Origin of the sequence: Pedobacter sp. (assembly GCF_035566355.1) — a bacterium.
Lineage (GTDB): Bacteria > Bacteroidota > Bacteroidia > Sphingobacteriales > Sphingobacteriaceae > Pedobacter.
Genome location: NZ_DATMRL010000293.1, coordinates 1 through 24,363, shown reverse-complemented (window position 1 = coordinate 24,363; position 24,363 = coordinate 1). Strand labels below are relative to the sequence as shown.

The 24,363-nt window shown below is 39.3% G+C and carries 20 protein-coding genes; all 20 read right to left on the bottom strand.

Going from position 1 to position 24,363, the window contains the following annotated elements; genetic code table 11:
- Window positions 1–19: 19 nt before the first annotated feature.
- The gene (locus tag VNZ46_RS11605; protein ID WP_325560311.1) at window positions 20–1,339 is read right to left on the bottom strand and encodes a DUF4302 domain-containing protein; all 1,320 of its coding nucleotides are present in this window, start codon (window positions 1,337–1,339) and stop codon (window positions 20–22) included.
- A 9-nt stretch (window positions 1,340–1,348) separates the two neighbouring features.
- Entirely contained in the window at window positions 1,349–2,677 is a 1,329-nt protein-coding gene (locus tag VNZ46_RS11600) for a substrate import-associated zinc metallohydrolase lipoprotein (protein ID WP_325560310.1), read from the bottom strand.
- An 8-nt stretch (window positions 2,678–2,685) separates the two neighbouring features.
- Window positions 2,686–4,185 (bottom strand): RagB/SusD family nutrient uptake outer membrane protein, encoded by a 1,500-nt coding sequence (locus VNZ46_RS11595; protein WP_325560309.1) that lies wholly within the window; start codon window positions 4,183–4,185, stop codon window positions 2,686–2,688.
- A gap of 11 nt (window positions 4,186–4,196) precedes the next feature.
- Window positions 4,197–7,829 carry a SusC/RagA family TonB-linked outer membrane protein gene (locus VNZ46_RS11590; protein WP_325560308.1) on the bottom strand — a complete coding sequence of 1,211 codons (3,633 nt, stop codon included), beginning with the start codon at window positions 7,827–7,829 and terminating at the stop codon, window positions 4,197–4,199.
- Window positions 7,830–7,860: 31 nt separating this feature from the next.
- Complete coding sequence (locus tag VNZ46_RS11585) at window positions 7,861–8,826, bottom strand: FecR family protein (RefSeq protein WP_325560307.1); 966 nt, start codon at window positions 8,824–8,826, stop codon at window positions 7,861–7,863.
- Between the two features lie 90 nt (window positions 8,827–8,916).
- Window positions 8,917–9,537 carry an RNA polymerase sigma-70 factor gene (locus VNZ46_RS11580; protein WP_325560306.1) on the bottom strand — a complete coding sequence of 207 codons (621 nt, stop codon included), beginning with the start codon at window positions 9,535–9,537 and terminating at the stop codon, window positions 8,917–8,919.
- A 157-nt stretch (window positions 9,538–9,694) separates the two neighbouring features.
- Window positions 9,695–10,228, bottom strand: coding sequence for a DUF420 domain-containing protein (locus tag VNZ46_RS11575; RefSeq protein ID WP_325560305.1), 534 nt, complete (start codon window positions 10,226–10,228; stop codon window positions 9,695–9,697).
- 12 nt (window positions 10,229–10,240) lie between these two features.
- Window positions 10,241–10,945: an SCO family protein gene (locus VNZ46_RS11570; RefSeq protein ID WP_325560304.1), complete on the bottom strand. Its 705-nt coding sequence runs from the start codon at window positions 10,943–10,945 to the stop codon at window positions 10,241–10,243.
- Window position 10,946: 1 nt separating this feature from the next.
- Window positions 10,947–11,306 carry a cytochrome C oxidase subunit IV family protein gene (locus VNZ46_RS11565; protein WP_325560303.1) on the bottom strand — a complete coding sequence of 120 codons (360 nt, stop codon included), beginning with the start codon at window positions 11,304–11,306 and terminating at the stop codon, window positions 10,947–10,949.
- Between the two features lie 19 nt (window positions 11,307–11,325).
- Complete coding sequence (locus VNZ46_RS11560; RefSeq protein ID WP_108553254.1) at window positions 11,326–12,060, bottom strand: cytochrome c oxidase subunit 3; 735 nt, start codon at window positions 12,058–12,060, stop codon at window positions 11,326–11,328.
- A 30-nt stretch (window positions 12,061–12,090) separates the two neighbouring features.
- On the bottom strand, window positions 12,091–12,669 hold the full coding sequence (locus VNZ46_RS11555; RefSeq protein ID WP_108553255.1) for a cytochrome c oxidase subunit 3: 579 nt from the start codon (window positions 12,667–12,669) through the stop codon (window positions 12,091–12,093).
- A gap of 8 nt (window positions 12,670–12,677) precedes the next feature.
- Entirely contained in the window at window positions 12,678–13,580 is a 903-nt protein-coding gene (gene cyoE, locus VNZ46_RS11550; RefSeq protein WP_133783489.1) for a heme o synthase, read from the bottom strand.
- A gap of 14 nt (window positions 13,581–13,594) precedes the next feature.
- A complete protein-coding gene (locus VNZ46_RS11545; RefSeq protein WP_325560302.1) occupies window positions 13,595–14,653 on the bottom strand; it encodes a COX15/CtaA family protein in 1,059 nt (352 codons plus the stop codon).
- Window positions 14,654–14,734: 81 nt separating this feature from the next.
- Window positions 14,735–16,621, bottom strand: coding sequence for a cytochrome c oxidase subunit I (locus VNZ46_RS11540; RefSeq protein ID WP_325560301.1), 1,887 nt, complete (start codon window positions 16,619–16,621; stop codon window positions 14,735–14,737).
- Window positions 16,622–16,641: 20 nt separating this feature from the next.
- Complete coding sequence (locus tag VNZ46_RS11535) at window positions 16,642–17,922, bottom strand: cytochrome c oxidase subunit II (protein ID WP_325560300.1); 1,281 nt, start codon at window positions 17,920–17,922, stop codon at window positions 16,642–16,644.
- A gap of 36 nt (window positions 17,923–17,958) precedes the next feature.
- On the bottom strand, window positions 17,959–19,176 hold the full coding sequence (locus VNZ46_RS11530) for a quinol:cytochrome C oxidoreductase (protein ID WP_108553259.1): 1,218 nt from the start codon (window positions 19,174–19,176) through the stop codon (window positions 17,959–17,961).
- Between the two features lie 14 nt (window positions 19,177–19,190).
- Entirely contained in the window at window positions 19,191–19,775 is a 585-nt protein-coding gene (locus VNZ46_RS11525; RefSeq protein ID WP_325560299.1) for a cytochrome c, read from the bottom strand.
- The gene (locus VNZ46_RS11520) at window positions 19,768–20,304 is read right to left on the bottom strand and encodes a DUF3341 domain-containing protein (RefSeq protein ID WP_108553261.1); all 537 of its coding nucleotides are present in this window, start codon (window positions 20,302–20,304) and stop codon (window positions 19,768–19,770) included. Before VNZ46_RS11520 ends, VNZ46_RS11525 begins: the two co-directional genes overlap by 8 nt.
- A 2-nt stretch (window positions 20,305–20,306) precedes the next feature.
- On the bottom strand, window positions 20,307–21,779 hold the full coding sequence (gene nrfD / locus VNZ46_RS11515; protein WP_108553262.1) for an NrfD/PsrC family molybdoenzyme membrane anchor subunit: 1,473 nt from the start codon (window positions 21,777–21,779) through the stop codon (window positions 20,307–20,309).
- Window positions 21,780–21,802: 23 nt separating this feature from the next.
- A partial coding sequence (locus tag VNZ46_RS11510; protein ID WP_325560298.1) for a 4Fe-4S dicluster domain-containing protein occupies window positions 21,803–24,363 on the bottom strand: 2,561 nt, incomplete at its 5' end.

The window sequence follows — 24,363 nt, the reverse complement described above, 5'->3', positions numbered from 1 at the left end:
GAGAGAGCGGTTTTGTTTTTTACTGAATGAGTCCGGTCATATTAAAGGACGGTTGATCTTTACTGATCATGTTGCCCAAGGTTCTGCCATTAGCAGCATCCACATAATATTCCAATGTGAAAGTCTGAGCTGTTAAACGGGTTAAAATAAAGGCATTCATGATGCTTTGTATGGCCGCACCTGCTCCACCCCCTACTACTGGTGGTCCGGTAAATTTGTACTCTCCTGAAGCAGATTTGGTGTAACTATACGTGTAATTTGCAGCAAAGGCATTTGTACCGTTTTGCACAACAATTAATGACACCGTAAACGTTTTGTTCGCATCATTAAAAGAGAAACTCAGATCTCTGCCTATTGTTGGAACACTAAAACCAGCTGTTATCCTAGACCTCATCAGGTTATATGCAGTAATAAATGTCTGGCCAGAACCTGGCAGGGTGGTTGTTCCTGGTATGCTAATCGAAGACGAAACCGTACCCATTAAATAGTGCAGCGGAATAATTGGCTTATCGGATACAAATACTTCAAATTTTTTCCCGGTAGAAGTTAGCCAAAATAACTTCTTGTTTGCTTTATCCCAGGTAAAATGGGTAAATACATTTCCTCCAAAAGTTAAGGTTTTGTTTAAGAGTCCTGAGGGTGAAAAAGAGAAGGATGCATTCGCGGAGCTAATCGCGCCATTATTTTCAACAGCTAAACTAACCTGCCTGCTGGAAACATCTGTATTTACAGTTACCTGCATCTTTTTGGTATTATCCTTTTCATCAAGAATGTATAAGTTTGGATTCGCTTTTAAATAAGTCTGTAACTCTTCGAGATCCCCATCTGTATAAAAGGCCTTATCTGCAGCGGTAGCTTTCACCAAAATAAATTCCGTTTGACGCTTCTTACCGACAAGTTTTATCGTATCTCCTACCTGCGACCTGATCTCAAATTCAAAATCAGATCCGTAACCAACACCCGTTTCTCCTCCAAACTTAGAGGGATCCGGATCGGACAATAAATGCAGGGAATTATAGGTGTCAAAAATAATAGAAGGAGCCATGACCTGTTTCACCCTATAAGTGCTTTGACTTGAACCGGAAATATAATCCGCCTTCAGACTAAGAACGTTATCCTTTTTAAAATCCAGATAAAAACTATAACCACCGCCTATTTCATTAGTATACAGATAAGCGATCCATCCATTTGGGGTATTGATCAGCTCATTTCTGTATTTCTCTAGTGCCTCAGAAACGTTTTCCTCGGGCTTTTTTCCATCAACAAGTTGTTGATCCTTTTTACAGGCCTGCATGAACAGTATTGCAAAAAGACTGATTACAAATATCTTTTTCATCATTTATATTTTTTAATACCGGCTAACTGCCCCATAAAAACCAAGTTTATTGTTTGATGTATCTATAAAACCAAGTTGTTTATCTTTTGAGCCAGGTATTATATTTTCAATCCAGTCAATTTTAAATGTTTTGGTCGTAAAATAATCGAGTAATGGTTTAATTGATGTCTTAATCACGTTCCCATTTGCATATGGGGTACTCGTACCTGAATCAGAAAGCACAAATTTCACATTGCTACCTGTATAGGTTGCCTTCAGATTAAACCAAAAATCGTAGCCCCCGCCTTTAAATTTGAGGATCATATCTGTTCTGTTTACTCTGGTTGCATCTGCAAATACCAATTCAAATTGGGGAGAAAGAGGGATAGGGGATGCAGCTACTGCTGCATCAAAAGATGTTGTAAAAGCGGTTGACTGGCTCGTCGCAGATCTATCGATTCCAACGCCTTTAAACACCCCGCCAGAAAAAAGATCTGCGGCAGATAAAAGTGATCCAGTAGTTAATCCGGCTATGGCCTTTTTAACTTCAGCTTGCAGGGCCCGGAAGTCCATGCCAAAACTGGCTTTAAAGTAATCCACAATAATCCGCTCTTTCGCTCTTAATTTTGCATTACCATCTGCATTGGCAGAGTTCACATACACATCAAAATAATCCTGCCCTTCAACTAGCAAAGTAGCGGTCATCTCTGCAAAGTCTTCATTTTTATTCATCCTGGCGTAAGGCGTAATAAAACCAAGACTTTGTGCTTCTTCTTCTGTTCGTTGTATCCATTGCGCACCAACATAATTATTTGAAACTTCTTCATAACCCGGAGGAACTGGAATATTCTGGTTTAGGATATGGGTAAACTCATGATGGATGGTATGGAATTTCTCCAGAAAGTCACCAAAATTATTTGGATCAAAATTGTTTACCTCAAATAGATTGATCTGTCTTCCTGCATCAGCTGTTCCTAATAACCGGGTATGATCTTCGGTCCTATACTGAGCACTTCCAAACAAAGCCACTTCCTTAGGCACAATTGGCATAAAGAAGTTTTTCCCGGCAATGTTCAGATACGGTGTAATATAAACCGAACGGAAAGCCTCCATCATGGGCCTTACCTTTGCTTCGATTACAGGAACCGCATCTTTATCAAGGTCAATCTGGAAACGGTCAAAGCGATACATCACTTCCATATTGTACACATCCAGGAAGTTTGCTTTTAGCCATTTGTCTGTATCGTTATCTTTATAACTATCCAAATTAGATTTATTAAGATCTACATCCAATGCTTTTTCTTTCTTGCAGGACATCAGACCTGTGCCCAATATCAATGCATATAAAAATATCTTTTTCATCTTCTTTCTTATCTAGGATTAAGCGTTAAACCAGCTTTCACTGCCGCTTCAGGCAATTGAAATAATCTCCTTGGATCATCTTTTCCAAGTTCAATAAAAGTTGTTTTTCCATTTGCATCCAGCATAGAATGTCTGATCGTTAAACCATGTCTGTTTAAATCAAACCATCTGATCCCTTCAGAAATAAACTCTGCTCTTTTCAGCTCAAGAATGGTTTTAATCAAACCTTCTTTTGGATCTGCGATGTTGTAAAAACTGGCAATTCTAGCCAAAGTGACCGTATGTGCTGCTGGATTATAATTTTTTATCCTGGTGCTCAGGAAAGTATTGATATCCTGCAGGGCTAAATCAAACTGGTTACTGGATGCATAAGCTTCTGCTCTGTTCATCAACAACTCATCAACAGTAAGCAAGGGCACCATGATATAGGGATCTCCAAAGCCCGAACCGATTTTACTTTCAAAAAACAACTCTTTAAACTTATAGGCTGTAAAAAATGGCTCAATGTATGGGCCTGTACCCCGATAAGCAAATTCCCCTCCGGTTACATTAGCTGCACTTACGGTAGCGGCGGCAGTCGCTCTTCCAAAACCATATCTGATATAGTGACTTCTTGCCCATACGGAATTGGCTTCTCCCATCAATAAATTTGAGTTTTGGGAAGATTGCGTAAACATGATGTTAAATGCGTCAAAAGCTGCATTTTGATAGATCGTATTCCAGGGTCTTAACATGGGCTTGATCTGGTCAGGACTGGTCAAAACTTTGCCGGCATACATAATGGATTTAGCAAAATCACCTTTAAACAAATAGAACCTTGCAGCAAAAGCGTTTACTGCATTCAATGTAAAATGATACTTTGGCGCAGATTTGTATACTGAATTATCTATTAATGGCATTCCATCAGTCAGATCCTTCTCAATCTTAGCATAGGTCTCTTCGACAGTCTCCCGGCTGTATTTGCCTGAAACGACAGTCTCCGGAGCAGTAAGGAATGGGATACCAGGTGAATTGTTTGTTCCGTTTGGCACATAAGTCTTCGCATACAGGTTCACCAGCATAAAATGCGCATAAGCCCGGGCCACCAAAGCTTCACCTTTATAAGCTCTTAACTTTGCATCAATAGGATTATTCTCTATATATTGTAAAGCCGTATTGGCAGAAGCAATCGCCAGATAAGCGGAGCTCCAGTAAAAATCTGTCGTTCCTGCAATTTCTTCGGAACCGGAAATAAAGTCCTGCCAGAAATAATTCCGCTCCCAGGAAATTGCGGAACTCAATGTCCGGTAATCAGAACGCGGGCCTTTATCCTCTACGTTGTCAGAAGAAAGTTCTGTAAAATCTAAATACGTTCCTTTAGGATAGGCCGAGGTGAGCAATTGCGCTACTTTTTCTGTAGAGTTCAACTGCGTACGCAAATCAGGCGTATGTTCCAGAAATTTCTTGCAACCTGATGCAGAGATCCCCAGAGCAGTTAAAGTGATGTATATATATATCTTATTTTTCATGATATTGTATTCTAAAATCCAAGTTTTAACGATAATGAATATTGACGTGGGATTGGCATAGCCACACCACCAGCACCAAAGAATTCAGGATCTTGTCCATTCAAGCGACTGTCTGAATAGATCAGCCAAACGTTATTTCCGACTAAACCTACAGACGCATTGGTTGCACCAATCCTTTTTGCCCATGATAGCGGCAACTGATACGTCAGCATAACCTGTTTTAAACGTGCAAAGCCCCCATCAGCTATGCGCTCAGTAGAATAGTTATAGGCATTATACGGATTGTTTGATGAGCTTAGCTGACTGGCAATTAAAGCATCTGCTATAGCAGGAATATTGGTTTTAAGTTCATCCCCAGGCATCGTCCAGCGTCTTAGGAAATCATTTGAAGTTGCGGTAAGATCTGAATAAGTATCGCTGAAATTTGGATTTAAACGCACTTTATTGCCCATACTAAAGGTAACCAAAGCAGAAAAAGTAAAATCTTTGTAGCTAAACCTGTTGTTAAAACCACCCGTTAGCTTTGGATCTACCTGACCTTCATATTTCAAATGTGCCAGATTGGTACTTTGAAAATCAATACCCGGACTCTTACCTACGCCATTCTCATTAATAAAAGTCGGCAATCCTGTGGTATGCTCTAAACCATCAAATACGATAGAGAACAATGCCCTTTGAGGATAACCAAGTCTCGGTCCTCCATTCGGGGTAACCAGATCAAAGATGATCGGATCATATTCCAGATTGGTGATCTCACTTTTGTTATATCCAAAATTTAAATTCGAACTCCATTTAAATTTATCTCCATTGATAATTTTAGCATTTAAGGTCAGCTCGATCCCTTTGGATTTCATGTCGGCATAATTCGCATTTTTTAAAATCTGCCCGCCAATACCTGAAGTAGGGAAAAGACCAATCAGATCATAACCGTTACGTTTGTATAAATCAACAGATAAAGTGACCCTGTCTCTGAGAAATCCAAGGTCAAATCCTAAATTGGTTTCATATTGTTTCTCCCAGGTTAACTGGCTGTTTTCCAGACTTTCAATATAAATCGCTGATTCCTTATCTACCGCATCTGTTCTTCTGGTGGTTTGGTTCCTTAAGATCATGGTAGAATTGGTTGCATTAGCCGTACTTCCGGTTAAACCATAGGTTGCCCGGATGGTTGTCCTGCTGAGAATGTTCTGCTGTTTGAAAAAATCCTCTTCATGCATGTTCCAGGCACCAGAGATATTCCATGTTGGCAGCCATCTTGCCGTAGAAGACTGGCCCAAAAGGTTTGAGCCGTCATAGCGTCCGGTTGCGTTAACGCTGTATTTACCTTTGTAAGAATAAGCGGCACGGAGCATATAAGACAAATAACGCTCATACTTATAGGTCATTCCGTATGGATAAGTATTCGCTTCTATAGCTTGTTTATAATAATCCGGATCAATGAAAGGGATACCTCCACTGTCAAACTGATAACCAACACCGTTGTTGAATCTGTTTTGTCTGTCAATAGATCTTAACTCTACTGAACCAAAGGCATTAAAGTAATGATCCTGTTTGAAAATTTTGTTGTACTCCAGGGAGTGCCTCATATAATAGTTCACCAAGCCATCATAGGTCGTGTTGTAAAATCCGCCATTTGGAAGAACAATAGAAGGCAGAGCACCCGGTTTGGATGGATTTTTATACAAGAATCTGTTGTTCTCAATAATATTTGCACTACCATAAGCGCGGTAAGCATTGGCCGCATTGGAATACTCGGTAATAGAATGTTCCCGGTCTGATTTCAGATATCTGTAAGCTCCGTCAAATGAATATTTAAGTCCATCCAGGATTTTATAATTCAAACCGGCCTGCACTTTCATGTCAATTACAGTGGTTTTTATGTAGTTGTTTTCCAGCTCCTGTAAAATGTTAAAGGGCGTATAATTCTGGATAAAGTATTCCCGGTTGCCGTTTGCATCATAAGGGGTCAATGTGCGGCTGGTATTCAGAGCATAATTAAAAGGGTTGATATCAAAATCACGCTGAACCTTTCCGGTAACGACGTTGTCGTTTTTATTCACTGTACCCGGACTCCGCTGGTCACGGATAGATCCTGTGGTGATCAGTTCCACCTGCAATCTGTCTGAAAGATCGAAAGTACCGCGAATATTCCCTGTAAAACGTTTCACACCATCTCCTACTGTCCAGCCGCTGTCATTCAGAAAACTTGTTGAAGCATAGATTTTGGCCTTTTCTGTACCTGATGCGATGCTTAAGGAATGATCCTGCATCAAGGAGTTCCGGAACAATACATCAAACCAATCCGTATTTGCATTGGCATAGCGATTTAAAAATGTAAGACGTGAAGGCGCATCATTTCTTAAGGCAAACTGTCCGGTAACCGGATCATAATCATACATCAGATCGTACATCTTACGATATACCCCACCATTCTCTAGTTGTGAAACTTTTGGATGGTTCAACCATCCCTTGTTCTGCATGTCCAGGTAGACCTGCATCTGATCACCTGAGTTCATGATGTCAAACTGGTTGTAATTCGGCTTTAGAAAGGTGGTAAAATTGCCGGTATAAGAGACAGTAGGTTTACCACTGGTATTCCTTCCTTTTTTTGTCGTTACCACAACTACCCCATTCATGGCCCTTGCTCCATACATCGCCGTGGCAGAAGCATCTCTCAGGATTTCAAAACTTTCAATATCATCGGAATTCAATCCCGCAACCGAAGATCCGATCAGTGTATTTGCATCACCGGTTGATAACTGTTCATTAGAAACATTTACAATATCTTCTAAAACAATACCATCTACCACCCAAAGTGGTTTATTGTCTCCATTTAATGAGGTTGCCCCTCTGATGCGCAGTTTAGGTGCCGCACCGAACGTACCCGATACATTTTGTACAGAGACACCAGCCACCTGGCCTTCCAGCATACGGCTGACGTCTGGAATACCACTCCGCTGGGCATCTATTGCTTTTACCTGTGTTGCAGCACCGGTAAATAACTTTTTGTTCAGGTTTTGATAACCGGTTGAGATCGTTACTTCTTTAAGCTGACCAATATCTTCATCCAGAGTTACATTGATCAAGGTTCTTCCTCCAACAACAATTTCTTCAGTTTTGTAGCCAATTGCCGTAATGACAAGCGTAGCTCCATCTTTTACTTTGATTTGAAATTCACCCTCTCCGTTAGTGGAAGTTCCATTGGCCACGTGTTTTTCCCGGATACTTGCTCCAGGCAGAAGATCAATTTTTCCTGCTGCACTTTTTGAACGGACTATTCCTTTCACAATGATATCCTGCATCGCCAGTGCAGGTATGGGAGCTTTCTTCAATATCACCTGTTTTCCAACAATATTGTAATTGATTCCTTTGGCTTTTAGCGGCTCGAGATCTGAATTGATGGACACCAGTTTTTGTGGTGCCTCAATACTCATTTCTTTGTTGATCTGCGTGGCATCATAGACAAAACTCACCTTATAAGCTAATTCTATCTTTTTTAAATAATTATCCAGTCTTTCCGTTTTGAAGCCAGTGCGCTTTATATTTTCTGCCCTGGCCAGCGAAACACAGAAGATTGCACAGCAAAACATTACTGTTAAGCCATATTTCAATCTTCGCATGGTTCTTTTGTAGTTTTTCTCCATAATTGGTAATTGAATTGGTTTAGTTGATTTATTATTTACTTTTAATCGTGATCAGGCTATCACTCTTATTGATTTGTATTTTATAGGTTTCATTAAGCACGGTTAATACTTCTTCAAGGCTGCTGCCTTTAAAATTGGCATTGAATTTCTTGGCGGTGTGAATGGTTTCCTGCAGGATTATTTTCACCCCGTAATAAGTGCTCAGTTCTTCACAGACTTTATTTAGTGGCATATCCACAAAATGAAGTTCCCTGGTTAACCATGCATTCGCGTTGGCTCCATCCGATTTCTCCACTGTATTTTCCTTGAGGTTATAAGAAATAGCCTGCCCGGCAATCAGAATGGATGGCAGACTTACACTGTTAGGCAGAAAACTTACTTTTCCGGTTTGAACAGATACATTAATCTTAGTTTTAGAATAATTAATATTAAAGGAAGTACCTAAAACACTTACTTTAGAATGGCCAATGGCCACATGAAATGGATGTTTAGGATCTCTGTGTACTTTAAAAAAAGCTTCACCGCTCAGCAAAGAAATCTCTCTCGTTTTCCCGTTGAAACGGTCTGGAAATTTTATTGCACTGTTTTTAGCCAGCATGATCTTTGATCCGTCACTTAATACAACAGAGTCTACCTGGTTAGTGGTTTCTTTTACCAATTCCTGTACGGAAAATTTTTCAGAATAAATCCAAACTGACAAAGCGGATATCAGTACAATTGCAACAGCAATTCTTAGCCACAAATAATTGTGCTTAGCATTTGGTAAAGTATAAGGGATTAAACGAGAACTTAATTTCTGAACAGACGCTGAGGAATTAAGCTCATAGAGGGGTTTTAAATTGGCAGATGCGTCCCATATCTTTTGCATTTGCTTAAAATAAAGCTCGTTCTCTTCAGACTGCGCTCTGAACGCACTAACCTGTTGAATTAGCGTTTCATTTTCGGGATCGTTAAGATAGTTCAGAATGATATTCTGATGGTTCAAATTGTCTTGCAAGTTGTCGTGTTTTTAAGGAAGACAAATAGTCCCATCAAAAACCCCTAGTTCTTTTTTAAGAAAATTTCAATTTTCTTAAAACATTTGAATTCAATACAAGAACACCATCAGAAGAGAAAAATATTTAAACCTGGCAATGCCATCATTTCGCTGTGCTTTCAATAATACCCGGGCACGCAATGTGCGAAGTGCATGTCCCATATGATTTTCGACAGTTCTTTCAGAGATATTTAACCGAACGGCGATCTCACGGTATTTTAACCCTTCAAGACGGCTCAATTTAAATACTTCCTGGCATTTTACGGGTAATAATTCAATCTCCTTATACAACAAAACAAGAAGTTCATTTTGTTCATCAAGCAAATCAATATCTTCAGTACTTAAGTTTTCCGCAATTTTCAAATGATGCTTCTCAATGTTCTTTTGCCTGTTTACAAAATTGATAGAAGCATTAACAACACTACGGTACAAGTAAGGCTTTACAGCATTTACATTCAGGAGAAGTTCCTTCTCTTCCCATATCTTCACAAACATATCCTGAACAATCTCTTCGGCAGCATGCACATTCTTTACATATCGGTCGGAAATGATGATTAATTTCTGAAAATTACTGGAATAGAAAGCAGTAAAGGCTTCTTTGCCGTCCTGCTCTATCAGATTCAGCAAATCCTTTCCTGTTGTGATAAGATCTATTGATTCGGAAAATTCCATTAAAATTGATTAAGCGCTTAAAATTCACAAAGCACAAGAAAGTACTTGTAAGCCCTAAAATAGCATTTAAGAATCAATTTGAAGATTATTATAGGAATATATTACAATAGAGGAGATTTCCCTATTGTTCCCGGGCAAAAAAATGAAGATCGCCTTATTAAAAATTGTAATAAGGAGAAATCATCAAATAAACAACAACGCCTGTCACCGCTACATACAACCAAAGGGGAAAGGTAATTTTCGCAATCTTCTTGTGTTTATCGAAGCGCTCTGCTAATGCTCTCACATAAGTGATCAAAACCAACGGTATTATGGCAATAGAAAGCAAAATATGCGTAAGCAAAATAAAATAATACACATACTTAATACCTCCCTCTCCACCAAATTTAGTGGATGGAGTAGTCATATGATAAGCAATATACATGACCAAAAACAACAAGGAGCAGCCAATTGCGGTCTTCATCAGATTTTGATGAAGCTGAATTTTTCCATTCTTTATTGCCCAAACCGCTACAACCAACAAAACGGCAGTAATACCGTTAATGGTCGCATAAATTGGAGGTAAAACAGGAAGAGGTGTTGCATTTGGAATTTTCACAAAAAATAAAACAGCCACTGCGACTGGTATAACCACAGACAAGAGGACAATCCACCTGCTATATTTTTTTTCAATTGAGCTATTACTTGACATAGTATTCTTTAATTATCTCCCGTCCGTATTGTTCCTGAGTTCCTCAACAATAAGAACCTTGATTTCATCGTCTAGCTTAGACAGTGCTTCCTGATTGGTCGCCTCATAATACCCGCGAATACGATGCTGAGGATCCAGAAGGACGAACAAGTTATTATATACGAAAATATTTTTTCCGTTTTCTTTCTTCTGGAAAGCGTCAATGAATAATTGTTTATTAATCAGATTATAAACCTGAGTGCTGTCTCCGCTCAGCAAATCCCATTTTCCTGGCATTGCATGATGCTCTTCCGCGTATTTAGACAAAACAGCTTTCGTATCTCCCTTTGGATCTACACTAACACTCACAAAACGGAGTACGGTGTTTTTACCATAGTTCTTTTCAAAATCTTTGATCAGTTTATTCGTCAGCTTTGTACCCGGATTATCAGATGAGTAAAACAAATTGAGAATGATGATCTTATTCTCATAACTTTTCCAGCTCAAGGTATCTCCTGCCTGATTAATTAGCTTGAAATCGCTTACCTGATGATATACCGTATCTGGAATTTTCTTTCCTCTCACAGAATGAAAAGTAGAAGCAACGGTTTTAGGTCCAAAAATGGGGAGCGGCTTATAGCGGTTCTTACCTTTTTCAGTAAGTAAATAATATAAAAATCCTGGTACCGCTAAAATGGTGACCAGGATTAATATTTTTTTTATGGAAGTACCCTTCATGTTAAGCAGCAGCAGACATATGCAAGTGCAGATAACCGCCTTCAATCAGCATTAAGGTGATGAAGTATAGGATAAATATAAAGGTAACTGTTAGAGACAGCTGCAATCCAAGTTTTTCATACTTCAGGTGCATGAAATAAGCAACAATATAAAATGCTTTTAATAAGGTTAAAGCAATGTATACAAAGTTACCTACATGCTGTGACATATAATGGCCCGGGATAATTACGAGTGCAATGATAAATTCAATGATCGTAATAACCAGCAGGATCCCAAATACCTGCCATATTTTTTTCTTATCAAGGGCTGCATGTTCTTCATGTCCATGCTCTTCTGTTGTATGTATATTATGTTCTGACATAAAATATGGTATAAAAAGATTAAACTAAATAAAAGAAGGTAAAAACGAATACCCAAACTAAATCTACAAAGTGCCAGTATAAACCAACCTTTTCAATCATTAAGTAATGTCCGCGTCTTTCAAAAGTACCATTGATGGTCATACCCAAAATGATGCAATTGATCAATACACCAGAGAATACGTGAAATCCATGGAATCCAGTAATGGTAAAGAACAAATTAGCAAACTGCTGACCGGAAACTTTCATTGCAGCTTCGTTTGCGGCAACTGACGCTACAGACGGATCAAAGAAATGTTTGAGTTCTTCAATTGCAGGAATGTGTCCCCACCAGAAACCTTCATGGTGCAAGTGTGTCCATTCCAAAGCCTGACAGCCTAAGAACATAAATCCACCAATGATCGTAGCGATCATCCAGCCAACAACTTCTTTTTTAGACCTTCTGTGACCGGCCTCAACAGCCAATACCATAGTAACCGAGCTCATGATCAAAATAAAGGTCATCAAACCTACGAATACCAGCGGGGCACCACTGTCCTTAATACCAGGTATCGATTGAAATACCAAATCAGGATCAGGCCAGGTGAATTTAGTAAAACGCTGTGCGCCATAGTACACCAATAATGAAGAGAATGTAAATGCATCAGAAAGCAAGAAAAACCACATCATTATTTTTCCATACTCTACGGACCATGGTGAACGGCCGCCGCTCCACGCAGTAGTTTTTACCTGATCTAATTGTGATAATGAATCCATTTTAAAAATTGTAATAGTTTGTTAAAAAGTCTAACTGTTCAAAAGTAAAAAAACATACAGATATATCCATAATATATCTATAAAATGCCAAAATATTGAAGAAATCTCCATCCGGAACTGCAATCTTCCAAGCGAAATATTCCGGTAAGCCCCAAACAATGTCGCAGCAATCAAACACAAGCCACAAAAAATATGAAGTAAGTGAAAACCGGAAACAATGTAAATAATAGAAATAGCCGCATTATTGTTCACCAATACGGCTCCGCTGTGGTATAAGCTGGACCAGGCATCCAACTGTAAATAACCAAAGGTAAGCCCCAGCAGCATAGTGAGCCACAGAAATACCTTCTGTTTGCTGAGTTCCTGATTTCTAAGCGCCCTTGAAGCCAAAAACAAGCAAATGCTGCTTGCAACCAGCACGCCTGTACTGTACATAAAAACATCTGGCAGCACAAGTCCATGACCTTTGCCTTTAGAAGCCGCAAAAACTATGTAGTAGCTTGTCCATCCTCCAAACATAATTGTAGAGGAAACCACAAATAACCAAACAATAAATTTTTTGGGCCTTGAGTCCAGCTTTACATCCTCTTCTTTCAATGTATGAACCATTTAAAAAATTATTTAGTTAAAAAATCAAATAATAAAACCAGTTGTACAACCGGCAGATAAAAAAACGAGCAGAACATCACTTTACGTGCGCTCGCAAGATCAAGGTTCAGGAATAATTTTAAAGCAAGCCAGGCAAAAACCAATCCTGCAATTAAAGAAACCCCTGCTATATAGTACCCGCCAAATCCATAGAAGGTGGGCAGTAAACTTACAGGTATTAAAATTAAAGTACTTAAGAAAGTGATTCCCGCACTCGCTTTATCTCTTTTTGTAGTGGGTAGCAGCCTGAAGCCAGCTTTCTTGTAATCGTCGTCAAGAACCCAGGCAATAGACCAGAAATGAGGGAACTGCCAAACAAACTGAACCAGGAACAGAATAACTGCTATCTCATAATCTGCTGCATAAAAAGTAGTTGTATTACCTAATGCTGCAAGATAACCGATCAATGGCGGCAAAGCCCCTGGAATTGCACCAACAAAAACTGCGATTGGAGATTTACGCTTTAATGGGGTATAAGCAAAAGCATACAATAAAATTGAAAAGACGGAAAGCATACCCGTTTCCAGATTTAACTTTCCCAAAAGCCATGTACCAAACATGCCCATCACCAAACCCGAAACTAAACCTTGCCCGGTCGTCATCCTTCCCGCAGGCATTGGACGGTCTTTTGTCCGAGTCATTAACTTGTCCAGATCCTTTTCTATAATTTCATTAAAACAATTGGCTGCACCAGTAACAAAAAAACCTCCTGCAATCAGGATCAACCAATTCATCCAGTCTATACCAGGTATTACACCCCGATGAACCTGCATCTTTGATCCAATCAAAAAAGTAATCGACGCAGAAAAAACCACCAGAAAGGTCAGTCTGAATTTAATGAGTTTTGAAAAATCTGATAAAAACTGTTTCAAATTATATATTTTAATTATTGATTATACGTACTTGTCCTGTATACCAGCAAATACAGATAAAATTGCAACGTAAATAAAACTGTAGAAAACAAAATATGTATTGCCTGGGCATATGGTGGCAGTGCAAAGTTAGATAATAATACACCACTTAACACTTGTATAATTAAAACAATTACAATTGAGTTACCAACCTGGAGTTCTGTTGCTTTACCTCCAAATTTCTCCATCACAATCTTATAAATAAACACGTTTAAAATAGCAACCAGGATCGCCATGTCTCTATGATACACAAATACAGACCCCGTTTTGCTCACCCAGCTTCCCCGGTCATTATTCAATAGATTTTTGGAAATCATATCTACCGCTTCCCGTACTTCTGTACCCAAAACAATTTGTATAACACTCACAAGTATAGCCACAAGAATGATCAGTTTTAACCAAACTACCTTGGAAATAATCACCACCTCTTCTTTACGAAGTTGCTTCGCGTAATTATAAGTATATACCAGAATCGCCAAAATGACCAGGGCCAGTAACATATGAACAGTTACCACCCATTGAAGCAAATTCGTAGAAACTACAATAGAACCCAGCCAGGCTTGAAAAACCACAACAAATAAGTTCAGGATACTCAACCAGATCAGCCGTTTAGCCGTCTTTTTATAGGTAAAAGAGCAAATGGCAACTCCAATCAGAAAAAACCCCGTAACTGCGCCTGTCAAACGGTTCAGATATTCCGTCCAGGTATTCGCAACGTTAAAATCCTCCGGCTGTAGTATAGACGGATCGTGTCTGATGGCATCAGCTAGCTCCTTTTTTCCCAGTTTGTCAAGCGTTTTAGCAAAGCGTTCATTTTTCTTAACCCTTTGTGCAACGTATCTTTCTTTATAATCCGGAGGTAATTGCTTTACAGATGTTGGTGGGATATACTGATCAAAGCATTTAGGCCAGTCAGGGCAGCCCATTCCAGATCCGGTACTCCTTACGATTCCACCAGCCAAAACCACCAATAGGGTTACTATGATGGTCGCAAAATTAAGCTTTATGAATCTCCGTTCAGATGTAGGAACCATGGAATTTGTATTTAAAAAAAAGGGTATCTGTTGTAAGTATTTACTCACTGCAGATACCCAATAGTATATTCAAAACTAGTATTAGTCTTGTTTAGATTTCTCTAATGATTGTTGTTTCAAGTTCCAGTCATTCTGGATACGTTCAGCTTCAGTATTTCCTTCAAAATCATGTGGCATGTTTGAGTTCATGGTTTGAGAGAAAGGAACTGTCTGAGGAATAAAATCTGCATCAGCACCAGGTTTGCTGTAATCATATGGCCAACGGTATACAGTTGGAATTTCTCCTGGCCAGTTACCATGTAAATGTTCTACCGGAGTAGTCCACTCTAAAGTATTAGCTTCCCAAGGATTTTGAGGGGCTTTTTTACCTTTAAAGATAGAATAGAAGAAGTTGAACAGGAACGCAACTTGTGCCAGTGCTGCAATAATAGCAGACCAGGTTACAAAAACGTTCACAGTTACCCATTTCTGCATAAACTCAAACTCAGTAAATGCATAGTAACGACGAGGCACACCGTCCAAACCTAAGAAGTGTAATGGAAAAAATACCAGATAGGCACAAATAAATGTTACCCAGAAGTGAAGATAGCCCAATTTAGCATTCATCATTCTTCCAAACATTTTTGGATACCAGTGATAAACACCTGCAAGCATACCAAATATAGCAGCCGATCCCATTACAAGGTGGAAGTGAGCAACAACGAAATAAGTATCATGCAAGTTAATATCCAGGGAAGCATTTCCTAAGAAAATACCGGTTAGACCACCTGAGATAAAGAAAGACACCAAACCAATAGCGAAAAGCATTGCAGGAGTAAAACGGATATTACCTCTCCACAAAGTAGCCAGGTAGTTAAACGTCTTTACAGCAGATGGTACGGCAATGATCAATGTCGTAATCATAAATACACCACCTAATAAAGGATTCATACCCGTTACAAACATGTGGTGACCCCAAACGATAAAGGACAATACAGTAATACCGATCAAAGAATAAATCATCGCATGATAACCGAAAATTGGCTTTCTTGCATTAATAGAGATCACCTCGGATGAAATACCCAAAGCAGGCATAATTACAATATAAACCTCAGGGTGACCAAGGAACCAGAATAAGTGTTGCCATAAGATTGGCGAACCACCCTCATTCGGCAGAACCTGTGTACCAATAACAATATCAGAAAGGTAGAAACTTGTACCAAAGCTTCTGTCAAAAATTAAAAGTACTACACCTGCAACCAGTACAGGGAAAGATAGGATACCTAAAATAGCGGTCAGGAAGAACGCCCAGATCGTCAAAGGCATTTTCCAAAGATCCATACCTTTAGTACGCATGTTCAATACGGTAGATACATAATTGATACCTCCCATTAGCGAAGAAGCAACAAAGCAGATCATACTCACCAACCAAAGTGTCATACCTAATCCTGAACCATCAATGGCTTTCGGTAAGGCAGATAATGGAGGATAAACCGTCCAACCCGCACTGGCAGGACCAGTTTGGATGAAGAAAGAACTCATCATGATCACACAGGCAGTAAAGAAGAACCAGTAAGAAAGCATGTTCAGGAATGGTGAAGCCATATCCCTTGCTCCAATCTGTAATGGAATCAATAAGTTACTAAAAGTACCACTCAATCCGGCAGTTAATACAAAGAATACCATGATGGTACCATGTATCGTTACCAGAGCAAGATAGAAATCCGGCCTGATACGACCTCCTTCGGCCCATCTTCCTAAAAATGTTTCCAGAATAGGGAAACTCTTATCTGGCCAGGCCAGTTGAAGACGGAATAATATAGATAAGCCCATTGCAATCACAGCCATGATAATACCAGTTATCAGGAACTGTTTAGCTATCATTTTGTGATCCTGGCTAAAAACATACTTCGTTAAGAATGTTTCCTTGTGATGACCATGTGCATGATCATCGTGGTTATGTGTATCGTGTAATGTTATCGTTGACATAATGCTCTATTCCAGTATTTTTATTTTTTTAAAGCCAATTGATTTGTTTTTACTACAGCTGTATCCTTTGCAGCAGGCTCAGCAGCTGTAGCCGCTGGTGCAGCCGGGTCAGCTACCAAAGGTAAACCAAACTGCTTCCTCAAATCGTTAGTTAAGTAAGTTGGTTGTTTCGCAATCCAGGCATTATACTCTTCCTGAGAAACAACTCTAACTGTCTTTTGCATGTTATAGTGCCCGGATCCGCAAATTTTCGAGCAGTAAAACAAATATTTAAAACTTGGATCACCTGTTTTCACCTGCATCTCTGCGGTTGTAATCGTTGGCGTAAATTCGAAGAAAGAAGCCATACCAGGAACAGTATTCAACTGTACCCTAAAATTAGGCATGTAGAAACTGTGTAGAACGTCTTTACTTGTCAGAATTAATTTTACTCGTTTATTTACCGGGATAACCATCTCATCAGCCAGTAAATCATCCATTGCATTTTTATCTTTAAAGTCAACTCCAAGGCCATTTACACCTGTAATTAATTTAAAATTCTTGCGACCTACAACACCATCCTTACCTGCATAACGAATAGTCCATGCAAATTGCTGAGAAGTGATCTCAATATTAATTGGCTTATTATTCGGATCTTCAACCTTATAGAAGATAGATCTCCAAGTCAGGAAGCCCATTAATACCAATACCGTTAAAACCAGGGCAGGAATAAATGTCCAGATTTTCTCCAGGGTATTGTTGTGAGGATAATAGTAAGCTTTTCTTTTTCCTGAGTGTTTGTAGAAATAAGAGAAAGTAAAAAGGAAAATGTGCGTCAGAACAAATACGATAGTCGTAATGATTAATGTAATATTAAACATATTGTCTATCTTTTTACCATGTTCAGAAGCTGCTTCAGGCAGTATCATGTTGCCATGAACTGTATATTCCCAATACACACCGTACAAACCTACAATTAAGAATAAGGCAAACAAGCTACCGTTAATCGCATTCCAGTTAATCCCCATCGGCTTATCCTGGGCTTCTCGGGTCAGTTCATAAACCCTTAAAGCTTTTCCTACTATGGCTATAAATAAACACAGCAGCAAAAAGAGCAGCGCATAAAATATTGCCGACTTATAGATCGGTTCCATATCAACGGGTTTGGCTGCAGCCGTAGCGGCAGCACCGGCAGCAGCTTCCTGTGCAAATGCGCTGGTGTTTGCAAATGCAGTTAAAAGAACTGCTAAAACCGCCATTGTCTTATTACTTATAAATTTTCTTAAACTCATTTTCTTAAAAGTAGTACGCTGTACTTCCATTATACTATTAATCTATATACTCTATATAACCACCAATTACAAATGGTGATTTAAACTTTCCTGTAAAAATGGATGGTTCTTCGCTACCAAAGGTTTTTTGCTCAGGGCTGTTAATACCGTAAAGGTAAACAATCCTACAAAACCAATTGCAGTTCCGATTTCAATAAATCCAAATCCATTCTGGCCTTCCTCAACAGCTCCTGGCATGATCATCTGGTAATAATCTACCCAGTGTCCTAACAATACCAGGATAGAAACGATCAGTAATGTATTTTCATTTCTCTTGTTATCACGGTCCATTAACAATAACACCGGAGATAAAAAGTTCAGCGCAAGGTTCAAATAGAACCAGATTTTATAAAATTCAAATCGTTTATAGAAGTAAACTGTTTCCTCAGGCATGTTAGCATAGTAAATCAGCAAGAACTGAGCAAACCATACATAAGTCCAGAAGATAGAAAAACCAAAAATAAACTGACCTAAATTGTGTAAGTGGCTATTGTTTACAAATGACATATAACCCGCTTTCTTTAACAGGATAATAATGATCGCCATAGTCGCTAAGCTACTCACCCACATTGCGGCAAAATTATACCAGCCAAACATAGTGGAGAACCAGTGTGCCTCTAGGGACATGATGGTGTCAAATGCAAAAATAGGTGTAGTAAATCCGTAGATTACCAGGAAGATACAAGAATACTTGAAACTCTTTCTGTAAGAATTCAATCCGCCTTCCAGATCTTCGTTAGCTGATAACTTAGAAAGCAATACAGCAAAGAAGCTGTATACCCCAAGGAAGATCACCTGACGTGCCATAAAGAATGGTACATTTAAGAAAGGAGATTTACCATCAATGATTTTATCATAATTGGCAGCACCTTTATCAGTTAATCCCGGAGCATTCCAGTGGTGATATAAATTGTGTGTATATAAGCCTAATCCAACAATAGCGATTAAGATCACAACCGCAATAGGCAAAGTTTTTGCCATCGCCTGCGGTACACGTAAAATAGCAGCAGACCATCCCGCCTGTGCAACAAATTGAACTGCTAGAAAGAATGCACCTGACATACATACGCATGCAAAGTAATATCCCATTAATAACAGGTTTGCAAAAGTCCTTTCATGAAGTTCATGATTGGAAAAACCGAAAGCTATAGCCGCTATACCAATAACAATAGCGATTACACTCAAAGTTTTTGCTTTTCCTGTAAACTCAAACTGCTCAGTTAAATTATAATTATGAGTTCCCATTTATTCTTGCTTTTCTATTGTATTTTTTGTAATTGTTGAACATACATCACTACTTTCCATCTCTCTTCAGGAGACAGCTGTGAAGCATGCGAGCCCATATTGTTTAAACCATACATAATTGTATGATAGATTTTACCGGCAGACAAATCTTTCATAAGACCACCTCTTGAAGAAGCAGCATCACCATGATAAGCAGGTACACCAGAAAACTTCTCAATCTGTACCAAATGCCCTTTTCCATCTCCTTTATCACCATGACAAGGTGAGCAAAAAACGGTAAAGTAATGCTTACCAGATACCAGATTCGCTTCTGTCAAAGGCAATGGGTTAACCAGGTTCTTACCTGCTGCCTCATAACCTTCTTTGGTATTTGCATATTCATATTTTACAAATCCGATCGGATCTGTATTTGGCGGAGGCGTCTGCGCCGTCTGACCGTTTGCAAAGTTCTTATTCGGTTGATCCGGATTGTAAGCAATAGGATCATACATGTTCCTTGCATATTCCAAGCCAGTACTGCGTTTATTTCTGCATGATGAAAGAGACACAGCTACGGTGAATGCAAAAAACGCCACACATACTATTTTAGTCTTATTCATAGCTAATATACTTCCTTTCATTATATTTTACTTCTAAAGCACCTGCGTCCTTTAATAAACCATCAATTTTGCTGTGTTCAGCATTTTCTTTAGCATCAATAGCGATAATAAACCGATCATCAGTTGCTCTCAGATCCATTACCCTTGGTGCTCTTCCCGGGAACAAATGCGTAGATGCATAATAAGAACCCACTAAACCAAAAGCACAGAACAAAATGGTCAACTCAAAAGTAATCGGAATAAAATCCGGTAAAGCAAAGTGAGGCTTTCCACCTATATTAACCGGCCAGTCCCATGCAGCAGCATAGTAAACAAAGCTAAGCATGGTCATTGTTCCGGTAATTCCAAAACAAAATGCAGCGATATCCAACCGGGAACGTTTAACTCCTAATTTAGCCTCAATACCGTGGATCGGCATTGGGGTATATACATCATGTATCTTAATATTATTCTCCTGCAACTTTTCGATGCCATGCATCATTTCGTCAGGATCGCCAAAACTGCCTAAGATATATTTGATATTACTCATCGTTATATTTTTGCGTATTCTTCTTGTTTAACACTATCGAACTTCTCCAAGGACTCAACATATTCCTTAACCTGTTCTTTTTCTAAGTGACCATCTTTGATCAACTCCAATTTAGCCTGCTCACTCGCGCTCTTCAGCAATAACTTAACCTCGGCAATTGCAATAGAAGGTAATACCCTTAAGAACAAAAGGAACAAGGTAAAGAACAAACCAATAGATCCAACAAACACACTCACATCAACCCAGGTTGGATAAAACATTGCCCAACTTGAAGGAAGATAATCACGGTGTAATGAAGTAACGATAATTACGAAACGCTCAAACCACATACCGATATTCACCACAATAGATAAAATCCAGGTTGCAGGAATGCTGGTACGGATCTTCTTGAACCACAACAACTGTGGAGAGATTACGTTACAAGTCATCATCATCCAGTACGCCCACCAGTAAGGACCAGTAGAACGGTTGATAAATGCATATTGCTCATACTCAGAACCGGAGTACCAAGCGATAAAGAACTCTGTTAAATAAGCCACACCAACGATGGAACCTGTAAGAATGATGATTTTATTCATCGATTCAATGTGGAACATGGTGATGTAATTCTCCAGTCCCAATACCTTACGTGCAACCAATAGAAGTGTTAACACCATCGCAAAACCGGAGAATATCGCCCCCGCAACAAAGTAAGGAGGGAAAATCGTTGTATGCCATCCCGGAATTACCGAAGTTGCAAAGTCCATGGATACAATGGTGTGTACAGAAAGTACAAGTGGCGTAGAGATACCGGCTAAGATTAAGGATACAGCCTCAAAACGTTGCCATGTTTTTACGTTACCTGTCCAGCCAAAAGAAAGAACAGTATATACTTTACGTTTTACACCAACTGCACGGTCGCGGATCGTCGCGATATCCGGTAATAAACCTGTATACCAGAATAATAAGGATACAGAGAAATAAGTAGAGATTGCAAACATATCCCATACCAGCGGCGAGTTAAAGTTTACCCACAAAGATCCGAACTGATTTGGCAACGGAAGTACCCAGTAAGCCAACCATGGTCTACCCATGTGAGACACTACATAAGTCGCTGCACAAATAACAGCGAAAATAGTCATCGCCTCTGCGGAACGGTTAATTGAATTCCTCCAGTTCTGGCGGAAGAGCAGCAATACAGCCGAGATCAAAGTACCGGCGTGACCAATACCAACCCACCATACGAAGCCGGTGATGTCCCAGGCCCAACCTACTGTTTTATTTAAACCCCATGCACCGATACCATTCCAGAAGGTGTAACTTACTGCTACAACCCAAAGTAAAGCCCCCAGTGCGGAAACGATAAAGCCTATCCACCATGCCTTATTCGGCTTATTCTCTACCGGTGTTAAAATATCATCCGTAATCTTTGCATACGTGATGTTATTTCCGGTGATTAATGGCTCTCTTAATATTGATTCGTTATGTCCTGACATATTATATTTTCTTTAATATCAGCTTACGCTTGTACTGTATCTGTATTTCTAATTTTTGTCATATATCCAACACCTGGCTGAACGTTAAGTTCCTCCAGTACATAGTAAGTACGCTCACTACGTAATGCTTTAGAAACTTCCGATTCCGGATCGTTACCATCACCAAAGATGATTGCATTTGCTGAACACGCTTGCTGACAAGCCATTTTAATATCGCCATCTTTCAACGGACGCTTTTCAATCTTAGCTTTCAGTTTACCTGCCTGTATACGTTGAATACACATAGAGCATTTCTCCATTACCCCTCTTGAACGTGTAGTCACATCTGGATTAAGTACCAGTTGAGTGAACTCATTGTTCAGATAATTATCGAAACGGGAATCGTTCCAGTAGTTGAACCAGTTGAAACGACGTACTTTGTAAGGACAGTTGTTTGCACAGTAACGTGTTCCAACGCAACGGTTATAAGCCATGTGGTTCAAACCATCTGAAGAGTGTACCGTTGCCAGTACCGGACAAACTGTTTCGCAAGGTGCATGGTCACAGTGCTGACAAAGCATTGGCTGGTGAACAACCGTTACTTTATCCATATTTTCCATGTGAGCGATCTCTTTCTCCTCAGTTACGTTCTTACCTTCTTCTTCAAAGCTGTAATAACGATCAATACGGATCCAGTGCATCTCTCTTCTTCTGCGAACCTCATCACGGCCAACAACAGGAATGTTGTTCTCAACGTTACAAGCTACAATACAAGAACCGCAACCAGTACAAGCATTCAGATCGATTGCCATTACCCAGTTGTTACCTGGTTTCTCATATTTATCCCATAAATCATAAGATTTATGTTTTTCGCCATGGTTACCTGAACCAGCAGCAGGATCTTTTACATATTCTTTAAAAGTCGCTTCGCGGATGATATTTCTTCCTTCAAAGGAATAGTGTGTTTGCGTTTGAGCAAGTTCATAAGTTGAACCTGTTTTAGAAAGGCTTACTGTGGTTGCATATTGCAAGGTTCCATTAGTGAAACTTACAAAAGGGAAAGCGTTCTTACCAACATTATCTCCTGCCTTACCTACTTTTGTACGTCCATAACCTAAAGCGATGGAAACTGTTCCTACAGCTTGTCCCGGCTGGATCAATACAGGCAATTCAATTGTATATCCGTTTGCACCTTTAACAGATACAACGTCGAATTCCTTAAAACCTAATTTTTCAGCAAATTTAGGAGCGATAGCTACGTAGTTGTCCCAGGTTACTTTAGAAACCGGATCAGGTAATTCCAGAAGGAATGCATTATTTGCATGTTTACCATCACGCATTGGTACACTTTCATAAACCTGCAACTCAATATCTTTAGCTAAAGCTTTAGAGCTGTTTGAGATAGATTGTGCAACAGCAGCCAGTGACAAACTGAAGCTATAAGCACCTGCAGATTTTGCACTAGCAGAGAAAGCTCCCGTCTGCAACAAATCGTTCCATGTTTTACCCAAAGAAGGTAAAATATTTTTCTCCCAGTTGTTCCGAACATATTGGTAATATTCCTGAACAGGGCCGTTAGACCAAACCAATAAACTTTGTTCTGCCTGGCGGGAATTAAATACCGGATTAATAGTTGGCTGTATTACAGAATAATATCCTTCATAAGCATTTGCGTCGCCCCACGATTCCAGATAGTTCTGATTTGTTGCAATCACATCACATAAAGTAGAGGTCTCATCTTTTCTATCGGAGAAAGAAACTTTTAATCCTACTTTAGATAAAGCATCTGTAAATGCTTTTGCATTAACTGCATCATAAGCCGGGTTGCTGTTCAGGAAGAAAACGGCAGCAACTTCGCCTCTGTTCATTTCATTGATCAGTTCTGCAAATTCCGCGTCATTTCCTGAATAACGCTTACATGGATTATCAAGATCAATTGTTGTTCCGTAACTGCCAATAGCAGCATTGATCGCATTGACAAGGATCTGTGTAGATACATCATTCGATCCGGAAACCACAAGAGATTTTCCTTTATTCATTAACAATTCTTTACCTACCAATTTCAATGCTTTATCTGCACTTGTATTGTTTGGCAAAGATCCACCAGGAAGATTATTTCCAGTGATGGTATTATATAAGGTAATTAATGCAGGTCCTTCTTCAGATAATTTAATTGGCAAACGCGTATCTGCATTTGTACCAGTTAAACTCATCCCAGCTTCAAACTGGAAGTGACGAGACATTTTTCCTTTTGCTAAGGTTTTATAATTTCTGTTAGAGATATACTGGGCAGTAAATTCTTCACCGCTGATCCAGGTACCAAGGAAATCTGCACCGAAACTTACGATCAGATCCGCTTTATCGAAATTATATTTAGGAATTACAGCCTTACCGAAGCTATTTTCGTTCGCTTTAATGATACCGGTATAAGAAACAGCATCATACTGAACATGTTTTGTATTTGGATAAGCTGCAGTAAAATCAGCTACAACACTTTTTGTTGAAGGGCTGTTTACAGACGAAGAAACGATACGGATCTTTTTACCTGAAGCCTGAACCTTATTCAATTCAGCTTTAACAAACTCATCCACCTTAGCCCAGGTAG

Coding starts and splice junctions, on each gene's coding strand:
- VNZ46_RS11605 (WP_325560311.1), bottom strand. CDS start 1,339: ATGATGAAAAAGATATTTGTAATCAGTCTTTTTGCAATACTGTTCATG.
- VNZ46_RS11600 (WP_325560310.1), bottom strand. CDS start 2,677: ATGAAAAAGATATTTTTATATGCATTGATATTGGGCACAGGTCTGATG.
- VNZ46_RS11595 (WP_325560309.1), bottom strand. CDS start 4,185: ATGAAAAATAAGATATATATATACATCACTTTAACTGCTCTGGGGATC.
- VNZ46_RS11590 (WP_325560308.1), bottom strand. CDS start 7,829: ATGGAGAAAAACTACAAAAGAACCATGCGAAGATTGAAATATGGCTTA.
- VNZ46_RS11580 (WP_325560306.1), bottom strand. CDS start 9,537: ATGGAATTTTCCGAATCAATAGATCTTATCACAACAGGAAAGGATTTG.
- VNZ46_RS11575 (WP_325560305.1), bottom strand. CDS start 10,228: ATGTCAAGTAATAGCTCAATTGAAAAAAAATATAGCAGGTGGATTGTC.
- VNZ46_RS11570 (WP_325560304.1), bottom strand. CDS start 10,945: ATGAAGGGTACTTCCATAAAAAAAATATTAATCCTGGTCACCATTTTA.
- VNZ46_RS11565 (WP_325560303.1), bottom strand. CDS start 11,306: ATGTCAGAACATAATATACATACAACAGAAGAGCATGGACATGAAGAA.
- VNZ46_RS11560 (WP_108553254.1), bottom strand. CDS start 12,060: ATGGATTCATTATCACAATTAGATCAGGTAAAAACTACTGCGTGGAGC.
- VNZ46_RS11555 (WP_108553255.1), bottom strand. CDS start 12,669: ATGGTTCATACATTGAAAGAAGAGGATGTAAAGCTGGACTCAAGGCCC.
- VNZ46_RS11545 (WP_325560302.1), bottom strand. CDS start 14,653: ATGGTTCCTACATCTGAACGGAGATTCATAAAGCTTAATTTTGCGACC.
- VNZ46_RS11540 (WP_325560301.1), bottom strand. CDS start 16,621: ATGTCAACGATAACATTACACGATACACATAACCACGATGATCATGCA.
- VNZ46_RS11535 (WP_325560300.1), bottom strand. CDS start 17,922: ATGGAAGTACAGCGTACTACTTTTAAGAAAATGAGTTTAAGAAAATTT.
- VNZ46_RS11530 (WP_108553259.1), bottom strand. CDS start 19,176: ATGGGAACTCATAATTATAATTTAACTGAGCAGTTTGAGTTTACAGGA.
- VNZ46_RS11525 (WP_325560299.1), bottom strand. CDS start 19,775: ATGAATAAGACTAAAATAGTATGTGTGGCGTTTTTTGCATTCACCGTA.
- VNZ46_RS11520 (WP_108553261.1), bottom strand. CDS start 20,304: ATGAGTAATATCAAATATATCTTAGGCAGTTTTGGCGATCCTGACGAA.
- nrfD (WP_108553262.1), bottom strand. CDS start 21,779: ATGTCAGGACATAACGAATCAATATTAAGAGAGCCATTAATCACCGGA.